General features: G+C 75.2%; 11 protein-coding genes and 1 riboswitch. Of the genes, 5 read left to right on the plus strand and 6 right to left on the minus strand.

Features of this window, described 5'->3' with window-relative positions:
- The first annotated feature begins 214 nt into the window (after window positions 1-214).
- Window positions 215-481 (plus strand): (2Fe-2S)-binding protein, encoded by a 267-nt coding sequence (locus tag ACZ6EJ_RS27455; RefSeq protein WP_469270864.1) that lies wholly within the window; start codon window positions 215-217, stop codon window positions 479-481.
- 4 nt (window positions 482-485) lie between these two features.
- Here ACZ6EJ_RS27455 and bfr read toward each other — a convergent pair whose 3' ends face one another.
- Complete coding sequence (gene bfr / locus ACZ6EJ_RS27460; RefSeq protein ID WP_469270865.1) at window positions 486-965, minus strand: bacterioferritin; 480 nt, start codon at window positions 963-965, stop codon at window positions 486-488.
- A 150-nt stretch (window positions 966-1,115) separates the two neighbouring features.
- On the opposite strand from bfr, the gene ACZ6EJ_RS27465 reads away from it, so the two are divergent.
- Complete coding sequence (locus ACZ6EJ_RS27465; RefSeq protein WP_469270866.1) at window positions 1,116-1,748, plus strand: sulfite oxidase-like oxidoreductase; 633 nt, start codon at window positions 1,116-1,118, stop codon at window positions 1,746-1,748.
- Window positions 1,749-1,758: 10 nt separating this feature from the next.
- Here the strand turns inward: ACZ6EJ_RS27465 and ACZ6EJ_RS27470 are convergent, their stop codons facing one another.
- From ACZ6EJ_RS27470 to thiO, 5 genes are all read right to left on the minus strand, one after another.
- Complete coding sequence (locus ACZ6EJ_RS27470) at window positions 1,759-2,610, minus strand: deoxyribonuclease IV (protein ID WP_469270867.1); 852 nt, start codon at window positions 2,608-2,610, stop codon at window positions 1,759-1,761.
- 5 nt (window positions 2,611-2,615) lie between these two features.
- Window positions 2,616-4,529 carry a Stk1 family PASTA domain-containing Ser/Thr kinase gene (gene pknB / locus ACZ6EJ_RS27475; RefSeq protein ID WP_469270868.1) on the minus strand — a complete coding sequence of 638 codons (1,914 nt, stop codon included), beginning with the start codon at window positions 4,527-4,529 and terminating at the stop codon, window positions 2,616-2,618.
- Between the two features lie 83 nt (window positions 4,530-4,612).
- Window positions 4,613-5,407: a thiazole synthase gene (locus ACZ6EJ_RS27480; RefSeq protein WP_469270869.1), complete on the minus strand. Its 795-nt coding sequence runs from the start codon at window positions 5,405-5,407 to the stop codon at window positions 4,613-4,615.
- A gap of 2 nt (window positions 5,408-5,409) precedes the next feature.
- The gene (gene thiS, locus ACZ6EJ_RS27485; protein ID WP_469270871.1) at window positions 5,410-5,658 is read right to left on the minus strand and encodes a sulfur carrier protein ThiS; all 249 of its coding nucleotides are present in this window, start codon (window positions 5,656-5,658) and stop codon (window positions 5,410-5,412) included.
- The gene (thiO, locus tag ACZ6EJ_RS27490) at window positions 5,655-6,842 is read right to left on the minus strand and encodes a glycine oxidase ThiO (protein ID WP_469270873.1); all 1,188 of its coding nucleotides are present in this window, start codon (window positions 6,840-6,842) and stop codon (window positions 5,655-5,657) included. The genes thiS and thiO overlap by 4 nt, the downstream gene beginning before the upstream one ends.
- A riboswitch (TPP riboswitch) is annotated at window positions 6,840-6,952 on the minus strand. (Overlaps the previous gene by 3 nt.)
- Before the next feature lie 52 nt (window positions 6,953-7,004).
- Between thiO and ACZ6EJ_RS27495 the strand changes: the two genes are divergently transcribed.
- The 3 genes from ACZ6EJ_RS27495 to ACZ6EJ_RS27505 all read left to right on the plus strand — a co-directional run bounded on the left by ACZ6EJ_RS27495 (window position 7,005) and on the right by ACZ6EJ_RS27505 (window position 9,075).
- Window positions 7,005-7,346: an avidin-fold protein gene (locus ACZ6EJ_RS27495; protein WP_469270874.1), complete on the plus strand. Its 342-nt coding sequence runs from the start codon at window positions 7,005-7,007 to the stop codon at window positions 7,344-7,346.
- Window positions 7,347-7,397: 51 nt separating this feature from the next.
- Entirely contained in the window at window positions 7,398-8,639 is a 1,242-nt protein-coding gene (locus ACZ6EJ_RS27500) for an NAD(P)/FAD-dependent oxidoreductase (RefSeq protein ID WP_469270875.1), read from the plus strand.
- 70 nt (window positions 8,640-8,709) lie between these two features.
- The gene (locus ACZ6EJ_RS27505) at window positions 8,710-9,075 is read left to right on the plus strand and encodes an Rv2175c family DNA-binding protein (RefSeq protein ID WP_469270877.1); all 366 of its coding nucleotides are present in this window, start codon (window positions 8,710-8,712) and stop codon (window positions 9,073-9,075) included.
- The last annotated feature ends 107 nt before the right edge of the window (window positions 9,076-9,182 follow it).

Below are 9,182 nucleotides of genomic sequence, written 5' to 3' on the forward strand. Positions count from 1 at the left end.
CCGCTCGCTCCCCCCCCCCCCCCCACTCCCCCCCCCCCCCCCCCCCCCCCCCCCCCCCCACCACCACCCCCCCCCCCCCCCCCCCCCCCCCCCCCCCCCCCCCCCCACCGGCCGTTCCAGGGCTTTTGCACGGCTTGAGGGATGGGTAAGGTTAGGTTAGCCTCACCGAAGACCGGGAAGGCGCCCGCGACCGACCCGCCGGGAGGTGAACCGCATGTACGTCTGCTCCTGTTTCGGCGTGACGGAACAGCAGGTCAAGGCCCATGCGGAGGCCGGCGCCTGTACCCCCCGCCAGATCGCCTCGGCCTGCAAGGCCGGAACGGACTGCGGCGGCTGCGTACGCCGTATCCAGGCCCTGCTGGGGCGGGGCGACTGCCCGCGCCGCGAGCTGCTGGACCAGCGCCGCGAACCCGCCGCGCCTGCCGCCGAGCCGGTCGCCGCGACCGCGCTGCGCGGCGCGCCCCTCGCCGACGCCGCCTGACGGGTCAGCTCTCCGGCTGCTCGATGAGCTGCGCGAGGTAGAGCGGCTCGCCCAGCTTCTCCACCAGCTCCAGTTGCGTGTCGAGGTAGTCGATGTGGTGCTCCTCGTCCGCCAGGATCGACTCGAAGATGTTCGCGGAGGTGATGTCGCCCTTGGCGCGCATCACCTCGACGCCCCGCTTGAGGCGGTCGATCGCCTCCACCTCGACCTGGCGATCGGCCTGGAACATCTCGGTGACCGTCTGGCCCACCCGGACGTGGAAGAGCCGCTGGTAGTTGGGCAGCCCGTCGAGGAAGAGGATGCGGTCGGTGAGCACCTCCGCGTGCTTCATCTCGTCGAAGGACTCGGCGCGCGTGTACTTGGCGAGCCTCGTCCAGCCGAAGTTCTCCTGCATCTTGGCGTGCAGGAAGTACTGGTTGATGGCCGTCAGCTCGGCGGTCAACTGCTCGTTGAGGAACTCAAGGACCTCGGGGTCGCCCTGCATCGCAGAGGCTCCTTCCAGCGCGATCGACAAGTTGGCCGCATCCTCGCACCGCGCCCGGCGGCCGTCCAGTAAGTGCACGCTTAGTACGAGTTGCCCCGGATGGGTCTGCCCTGGTCATGACCACCCCTGCCTGTCTGTCACCATGGAGGCATGGGTCAGCCGGAAAGCCGGGAACACCGCGCGTCAGAGCAGACCGAGCTTCCGCCGGGACAGCGACTGCAGCGCGGCTGGCCGGTCACCCACTACGGACCCGTCCCCAAGTTCAGGCCCGACCGCTGGGAGTTCCGGGTCTTCGGGGCCACCGCGGACGGCGACAAGCACTGCTGGAACCACCAGGAGTTCTCGGCCCTGCCGTTCGCCTCCGTCGTCGCCGACCTGCACTGCGTGACGAAGTTCAGCATGATCGGCGCCGAATGGGGCGGGGTCCTCGCCCGCACGGTCCTCGATCTCGCGCCGCCCGCGCCCGAGGCCACCCATGTGATGGTCTGGGCCGAGTACGGCTTCTCCTCGAACCTGCGCCTGGAGGACTTCGCCTCCGAGCGCACCCTCTTCGCCACCCACAAGGACGGCGAGCTGCTGACCGCCGAGCACGGCTTCCCGCTGCGCCTCGTCGTCCCGCACCGGTACGCGTGGAAGGGCCCGAAGTGGGTCCGGGGCGTCGAGTACATGACGGCGGACCGCCGGGGCTTCTGGGAGGAGCGGGGCTACCACAACGTCGGCGACCCCTGGCGCGAACAGCGCTACTCCTACCAGGAGGAGCCCGGCGACGGCCCCGAGCTCTGACCCGCCGCCGTCAGCCGCGCAACTCCTTCAGCCGGGCCACGTCCGCCGCGTGCCCCTCCTTGCCGCCCGGCGTCTCGATGACCAGCGGCACGCCCTCGGTCGCCGGATGGGTGAACAGCTCCCGGAAGGGCTCCGCCCCGATGCGGCCGGAGCCGATGTTCTCGTGGCGGTCCTTGTGCGCGCCCACGACGTCCTTGGAGTCGTTGGCGTGGATCAGCTTGAGGCGGCCCTCGCCCACCGTGTCCACCAGCAGGTCCAGCGTCTGCCGCATCCCCGCAGGGCCCGCGAGGTCGTGCCCCGCCGCGTATATGTGGCAGGTGTCCAGGCAGACGCCCAGCTTCGGGTGGGAGTCCAGCGCCTCGAAGTACGGGCCGAAGTCCCAGGTCCGCGAGCAGAGCGAGGAGCCCTGGCCGGCGGTCGACTCCAGGAGCAGGTCCGGGTCGCCGTCCTCCGTCAGCTCGTCCAGCAGCGGCAGCAGGTGCTCCCGCACCTGGGCCAGCGCCTCGGCGCGCGGCCGCCCGCCGGTCGCCGAGCCGGTGTGCACCACCACGCCCAGCGCGCCGATCTCCCGGCCCCGGCGCAGCGAGTGGCGCAGCGACTCGGCGGACCGCTCGACCGTGGCGGCGGTGTGCGAGCCGAAGTTGATCAGATACGGGGCGTGCACGTACGCCGGGATCGAGGCCGCCGCGCACTGCTCGCGGAACAGCTCGTCCTGGGCCGGGCTGCCGGCGGGCGTCGCCCAGCCGCGCGGGTTGGCCACGAAGACCTGCACGGCCTCGGCCGCCAGCTCGCGGGCGTACCCCAGACCGACCTTGGCGAGGCCGCCGGCCACCGGGACGTGTCCGCCCACCGGATTGCGCATGGGGTTCAGAGTCCCTTGGTCGTGATGGTGATGGTGGAGCCCTCGGGGGCCCGCTCGCCGCCCTCGACGGACTGGCTGCCGATCGTGTCGCCGAAGGAGAGGAACGGCCGCTCGACCTTCACCTCGAAGCCCGCCTCCCGCAGGGTGCTCCGCGCCTCGTCCACGTCCCGGCCGGTGACGTCCGGGACGTCCAGCATCCGGGGGCCCTTGGACACGGTCAGCTCGACCGTGTCGCCCTCGGCGGCCTCGGCGCCCTCGCCCGGAGACTGCTCCGCGACGCTTCCGGCGGCCATCGCGGAGTGGACCCGGCCGGGCAGCACCCGCACCGCGAGCCCCTCGGCCTCCAGCTCGGCGGTGGCCTCCCGCACCGGGAGCCCGGCGACGTCGGGCACCTCGACGGGGCTGCCCTTGCTGACGACGAGCGCCACGGCCGTGTCGGGGTGGCGGTCCGCGCCGGCGTGGGGGTCGGTGCGGATCACCTTGCCGCGGGCCACGTCCTCGCTGAACTCCTTGGTCGTCATCCCCGGCACCAGGCCCTCCTTCTTCAGGGCGCGCCGGGCGTCCGCGAGGGAGCCGCCCGCCACGTCGGGCACGCGCACGATCTCGGGGCCGCGCGAGACGACGAGCCGCACCGAGCCGTTGCCCCGGATGCGCGCGCCCGAGGAGGGGTCGCTGCTGACGACCGCCCCCCTCTCGACCGTGTCGCTGAAGACCCGGTCCACGCCCTTCAGCCCGAGCCCCGCGTCCGCGATCCGCTGCTCGGCGGTCTTCTGGGTCTGGCCGAGCAGGGAGGGGACGCGGGTGAACTGCCCGGAGTTGATGTACCAGACGCCCGTGCCGACGCCCAGCGCCAGCAGGACGGCGGTGACCACCGCGACGAGCGTGCGGTGCGGCCCGGCGAACGGTCCGCGCCGGCGCGGCGGCGCGGCGGCGTGCGGCGGGGCCTCCAGGCGGCTGGTGCGGTGCACCGCGTCGGCGCCGGCCGGGAGGGCGCGCGGAAGCACGCTCGTCCGGTCGTCCGAGCCGTCGTGCACGCCCGACAGCGCCTGCGGCGGTACGGCGTCCAGCTCGGCTTCGCTCAGCGCGGCGCGGGCCTCGCGGGTCTCGGCCAGCAGCAGCACCGCGTCGTGCGGGCGGAGCTCGGGGGCGCGGGCGGTCGCGCTCGCCACCAGGGCGTCCAGCGCGACCGGCAGCCCCGGCACGACGGCGGACGGGGCCGGGACGTCCGCGTTGAGGTGCTGGTAGATGACCTGGGCGGCGTTCTCACCGGTGTGCGGCTTGGCGCCGGTCAGCATCTCGTACAGCACGACCCCGCAGGCGTAGACGTCGCTGCGGGTGTCGGCGGTGCCGTGCTCGATCTGCTCGGGCGCGAGGTAGGACACCGTGCCCAGCAGGGAGCCGGTGGTGTCGGTGGCCGTGCCGACCGCCCTGACCAGGCCGAAGTCGGCGACCTTGACCCGGCCGTCGTCCCCGATCAGGACGTTCTCCGGCTTCATGTCGCGGTGCACGAACCCGGCCCGGTGGGCCGCGCCGAGCGCGGCGAGGACCGGTTCCAGGATGTCCAGGGCGGCGCGCGGCTGCAGCGCCCCGCGCTCGCGGAGGATGTCGCGCAGGGTGCACCCCGCCACGTACTCCATGGCGAGGTAGACGTACGCGCCCTCGGCGCCCTGGTCGAAGACCCCGACGACGTTGGGGTGGGCGAGCCGGGCCACCGACTTGGCCTCCCGGATGAAGCGCTCGACGAAGGAGGCGTCGGCGGCCAGCGCCGGGTGCATCACCTTCAGGGCGAGCACCCGGTCCAGCCGGGTGTCCACGGCCCGGTAGACCGTGGCCATCCCGCCGACGGCGATGCGCGCCTCTACGCGATACCGGCCGTCGAGCAGCCGCCCGACGAGAGGGTCCTGGAGGGTCGTGTCCACCCGGAGAGTCTACGAGCCGCCGCCGGCGCCGCCGACGGGCCGGGGCGGAACCGGACCCGCCCCGCGACCCGCCCGTGACCGTTCTAGAACGCCGGGCGCTCCGGATCGAGCGCCGCCCGCCCCTCGGCGGGGGAGGACGCCTCGGCGAAGCGGCGGCGCGGAATCCGCCCGGCCCGGTACGCGAGCCGCCCGGCCTCCACCGCGTGGCGCATCGCGGCGGCCATCAGCTCCGGCTCCTGGGCCCTGGTCACCGCGGAGGCGAGCATCACGGCGGCGCACCCCAGCTCCATGGCCTGCGCCGCGTCCGACGCGGTCCCGGCCCCCGCGTCGAGGATCACCGGGACGCCCGCCCGCTCGACGATCAGCTCGAAGTTGTGCGGGTTGCGGATGCCGAGCCCGGAGCCGATGGGGGAGCCCAGGGGCATGATCGCGGCGCAGCCCACGTCCTCCAGCTTCCGCGCCAGCACCGGGTCGTCGTTGGTGTACGGCAGCACGGTGAACCCGTCGTCGACCAGGACCTCCGCCGCGTCCAGCAGCTCGATCGGGTCGGGCAGCAGGGTCCGCTCGTCGGCCACCACCTCCAGCTTGACCCAGTCGGTGCCGAGCGCCTCACGGGCCAGCCGGGCGGTCAGCACCGCCTCGCCGGCGGTGAAGCAGCCCGCCGTGTTCGGCAGGACCCGGATGGACAGCCGCTCCAGCACCGAGAGCACCGAGCCCTGCACCGTCGGGTCGAGCCGGCGCATCGCGACCGTGGTCAGCTCGGTCCCCGAGGCGATCAGCGAGCGCTCCAGCACCTCCAGGCTGGGCGCCCCGCCGGTCCCCATGATGAGCCGGGAGCCGAAGGCGGCGGGCCCCAGGGCGAAGGCGTCGTCCGACACGGTCAGCCTCCCTGCACGGCGGTGAGCACCTCGACGCGGTCGCCCTCGCCGAGCGGCGTGGCGGCCCACCGGCCGCGCGGGACGACGCTCTCGTTGACGGCGGCGGCGACCCCGGAGCGGGCCGGGGTCAGGGTGGCGACGAGGGCGTCCAGGTCCGTCCCGGCGGGGAGGACGCGGACCTCCCCGTTCACGGAGACGGAGACGGACGCGGGAGCGGCGGCGCTCTCGGGCGCCGCGGGCGGCTGGGTCATGCGGGCTGCTCCTGGGGTGCGGGTGCGGCGGGAAGGGGCGCGAAGCGGCCGGGGGCGAAGGGGCGGGCCACCTCGGGCAGCTCGCCGGTGGTCAGGGCGTCGGCCATCGCGTCACCGGTGACGGGCGTCAGCAGGACGCCGTTGCGGTGGTGGCCGGTGGCGAGCAGCAGGCCGGGCAGCGCGGTCGGGCCGAGGAGCGGCGCGTTGTCGGGGGAGGCGGGGCGCAGACCGGCGCGGGTCTCGGTGAGGGGCAGCTCGGTGATGCCCGGCACCAGTTCGTGGGCGTCGCGCAGCAGCTCGTACACCCCGCCGGCGGTGACCGTGGTGTCCCAGCCCATCTCCTCGCTGGTCGCGCCGACGACCAGCTCGCCGTTCTCGCGGGGCACGAGGTAGAGGGAGCCGCCCCGGACCACGGCGCGCACGGTGCGGCTGAGGAAGGGGGCGTACGCCGGAGGCACCGTCAGCCGGAGCACCTGGCCCTTGACCGGGCGGACCGGCGGCACGACCTCCGGGGGCAGCCCCGCGAGCCGGCCGCTCAGGCTGCCCGCGGCGAGCACCACCCGGTCGGCCCCGAACTCCGCGCCGTCGCCGAGCAGCGCCCCCGTGGCCCGGTCACCGGCGACCAGCAGCCGTTCGGCGGTCGTGCCGCGGAACGCGACCCCCGCCCGCCCGCAGGCGGTCCGCAGCGCCGCGGCGAGGCGGCGCGGGTCCACCTGGTGGTCGCCGTCGACCCGCAGCCCGCCCCGGACGCCCGGAGCCAGCATCGGCTCCAGGCGGCGGCACTCGCGGCCGCTCAGCCAGACCGACTCCAGCCCGGAGCGCTCCTGGAGGGCGTGCAGCTCCCGCAGGTGGGCCCGGTCGTCGGCGTCCAGCGCCACGGCGAGCGTGCCGCAGGCGCGGAAGCCGGTGTCCAGGCCGCTGACCTCCTCCAGCTCCGCCACGAACGCCGGATAGCGGTCGGCGGAGGCGAGGTTGAGGCCGAGCAGCATCTGCTCGCCGTAGTGGAGCTCGGTGACCGCGGCCAACATGCCGGCCGCCACCCGGGCGGCCCCGCCGCCCGGTTCCGGGTCCGCCACGGTGACGCGCAGCCCGCGCTGGGCGGCCCGCCACGCGGTGACCAGGCCGATGAGCCCGCCCCCGATGACGAGGACGTCGGACCCCGAGGTGTCGTCGACGGCAGGCATACGCGTCCAGCCCCTCCCTTCGCCGGCATGACCCGGAGCAGGTTCGTACGGTCGGAGGCCGCCCAGCCTCCCTCTCAGCCCGGTGCGTCCGGGCTCCCGCGAGTGTTCTACCGTGGCCACCCTAAACCCAGTCGCCCGCGGCCAGTAAGGGGAGCAGCCACTGTGGCCCGTTCGCTCGACGGACTCGTCCTCGCGCCGGTCGCCGACCAGGCCCCCGGCCAGGTCGGCGCCCGCACCCGCTTCGCGTACCACGAGCGGGACGGCGTCGTCTGGGCCGCGTACGAGGGCGGCGACGTGGTGCGCGGCCATCTCGTCGGCACCCGCGAGGGCGACGCGCTCGACTTCCGCTACGTCCAGCTCAAGCGGGACGGGACGACGTCCGGCGGGCACTGCCGCTCCACCGTCGTCGAGCTGGCGGACGGCCGGGTGCGGCTGGAGGAGGTGTGGGAGTGGGAGTCCCAGGAGGGCGCCGGGACGAGCGTGGTGGAGCAGCTTCCCGCCTGACCGACGGCAACCCCCCGCACTGACGGTCCGTCAGGCGATTAGGGTGGGCGGGTGAGCGAGCGGACGGAACAGCGGGCGGCGCGGCTGACACGGCACGTCGTGGTCGTCGGAGCGGGCATGGCGGGCGTGCAGAGCGCCGTGGCCCTGCGGGAGCGGGGCTTCACCGGCCCCCTCACCGTGATCGGCGCCGAACCCCACCAGCCCTACGACCGACCGCCGCTGTCCAAGGCGGTCCTCCTCGGCATGGCCGAGGAGACGGCCTTCGACGTCGACTTCGACGCCCTCGGCATCACCCTGCGCCTCGGCCTGTCCGTCACCGCCCTGCGCGCCGCCGACCATGTGCTGGAGACGGCCGACGGGCCGGTGCGCTACGACGCCCTGGTCCTCGCCACCGGCGCGGAGCCCGTCGCCCTCCCCGGCACGGAAGGCGTCCCCGGCGTCCATCTGCTGCGCACCCTCGACGACGCCGCCCGGCTGCGGCCCGTCCTGGAGCGGCGGGAGGACGTGGTCGTCGTCGGGGCGGGCTGGATCGGCGCGGAGTTCGCCACCGCCGCCCGCGCGGCCGGGTGCGCGGTCACCGTCGTCGAGGCGGCCGACCGCCCGCTGGCGGGCGCCCTGCCCGCCGAGGTGACCGCCCCCATGGCCGACTGGTACGCCGCGAGCGGCGCCCGCCTCCTCACCGGCGCCCGCGTCGAGCGCGTCGGGGAGGGGGCCGCGGTCCTGGCGGACGGCCGCTCCCTGCCCGCCGGGGCCGTGGTCGTCGGCATCGGCGCCCGGCCCGCCACCGGCTGGCTCGCCGGCTCCGGGATCGCGCTCGGCCCGGACGGCTCGGTCACCGCCGACAGCGCGCTGCGCACCTCGCTGCCCGACGTGTACGCGGTCGGGGACTGCGCCTCCTTCCCCTCCGCCCGCTACGGCGAACGCCTGCTGGTCCACCACTGGGACAACGCCCTCCAGGGCCCGCGCACCGTGGCCGCCGCGATCACGGCCGCCGAGGACGGCGGGCCGCCGCCCGTCCACGACCCCGTCCCGTACTTCTGGTCCGAGCAGTTCGGCCGCTTCGTGCAGTACGCCGGCCACCACGCCGGCGCCGACACGCTGCTGTGGCGCGGCGACGGCGCGGACGACGCCTGGTCGGTGTGCTGGCTGCGCGCGGGCGCGCTGGTCGCCGTGCTCGCCGTGGGCCGCCCGCGCGACCTCGCCCAGGGCCGCCGGCTCATCGAGTCGGGGGCCGCGCTCGACCCGGAGCGGGTCGCCGACCCCGCCGTCCCGCTGAAGTCCGCCGCCCTGTGAGGGGCCGGGTCGGCCCCGTACGGGCGGGCCCGGCTACCGGCTGTCGGTGCCGGATGGCACGCTTGTCCCCGTGACCGTGATTGACGCAAAGACCGATGCTCTCGTCCCCGCCTGGCTCCACCTCCCCGACATCGCGGAAATGCTCGGTGTCGAGGTGACGCGTGTACGGCAGTTGGTCAAGGAGGGCCAGCTCATCGCCGTACGCCGTGGTGAGAACCGGACGCTCCAGGTGCCCGCCGCCTTCATCGACGGCGACAAGGTGGTCAAGGGCCTCTCCGGCACCCTGACCCTCCTGAGGGACGACGGCTACTCCGACGAAGAGATGCTGGAGTGGCTCTTCACCCCCGACCCGACCCTGCCCGGCACCCCCGCGCAGGCGCTGAGCGAGAATCGCGGTACGGAGGTGAAGCGCCGCGCGCAGGCGCTCGCCGTCTGACCGACGACCGGCAGCGGGGGGGGGGGGGGGGGGGGGGGGGGGGGGGGGGGGGGGGGGGGGGGGGGGGGGGGGGGGGGGGGGGGGGGGGGGGGGGGGGGGGGGGGGGG

The sequence above is a fragment of the Streptomyces sp. NPDC041970 genome (assembly GCF_055588985.1).